The sequence below is a fragment of the Hydrogenivirga sp. 128-5-R1-1 genome, from assembly GCF_000171895.1.
Map to the genome: position 1 here is coordinate 1 of NZ_ABHJ01000418.1, position 1,283 is coordinate 1,283.

The window sequence follows — 1,283 nt, forward strand, 5'->3', positions numbered from 1 at the left end:
AAATTATGACCTTTATGATGGAAGCAGTATAAAGTCTGAAGAAGATTTAAAGAAAATACTTGAAAGGTATGACTGATGAATATAAGAGAAAAAATTCCTAATCTTCCAGAAATTTATGTGAATAGTGATATAAACCTGCTTTTAAAAAGGGCAAAAGAAAATAGAACAGTTGATATAGAAGAGTATGAAACAACCGGTGGATATTCGGCTTTGAAAAAAGCCCTAAATAAATTTACTCCAGAAGAAATTATAGATTTAGTGGAAGAAAGTACTTTAAGAGGAAGAGGTGGTGCTGGTTTTCCAACAGGAAGAAAGTGGAGATTTGTAGTATCAAATCCAAAACCAAGATATTTAATATGCAACGCAGATGAATCAGAGCCTGGAACTTTCAAAGACAGAATTATAATAGAAAGAGACCCTCATCTTCTCATAGAGGGAATGATTATATCTGCCTATGCAATTGGAGCTGAGAAAGGATTTATTTATATAAGAGGAGAATATCCTGCCGGATACATGATACTTGAAAATGCAATAAACGAAGCCTACGAAAGAGGATATTTAGGTAAAAATATACTTGGTTCAGATTTTTCTTTTGATTTATACGTTTACAGAGGGGCTGGAGCTTACATATGTGGTGAAGAAACAGCTCTTATAGAAAGTTTAGAAGGAAAAAGAGGACATCCAAGGCTTAAACCTCCATATCCTCCACAGGTTGGATTATTCGGCAGACCTACAGTCGTTAACAACGTGGAAACATTGTCTAACATACCAATTATAATAACTTACGAACAGTATTTTATGAATATAGGTCCGGCAGGATATTATGGTCCAAAACTTTTCCCTGTAAGTGGTAGAGTAAAACGCCCTGGTGTTTATGAATCAACTATGGACATTACACTTTACGAGCTTATAGAAATGGCAGGCGGAGCTGTAGGAAAACCTAAAGCTGTTTTTGCAGGGGCTCTGGGAGTTTATCATAAAAATGAGTTTGACATACCTATGGATTACTCTCCAAGAGGATTTGGTGGAACAGGTACAACTATAGTTTTGAATGAAAATGACTGTATAATTGACTCTCTTATAGTCATAACAAATTTTTTCCATCATGAAAGCTGTGGGAAATGTACACCTTGTAGGGTTGGAACTTACGAGCAGTTTAACATTATAAAAAAATTTCAGGAAGGTACAGCAACAGAAAAAGACATACAGCTTTTAGAGCATTTAGGAAAAAACATTCCTGTTGGCTCAATATGTGGACTTGGATATTCTGCTCCAAACGCTGT

1 protein-coding gene is annotated in these 1,283 nt (G+C 35.4%); it reads left to right on the plus strand.

Annotation, left to right across the window (positions count from 1 at the left end; all coding sequences use genetic code 11):
* Positions 1-75: 75 nt before the first annotated feature.
* Positions 76-1,283 (plus strand): NADH-ubiquinone oxidoreductase-F iron-sulfur binding region domain-containing protein (locus HG1285_RS01085; RefSeq protein WP_008289486.1); only part of this gene is annotated, 1,208 nt, incomplete at its 3' end.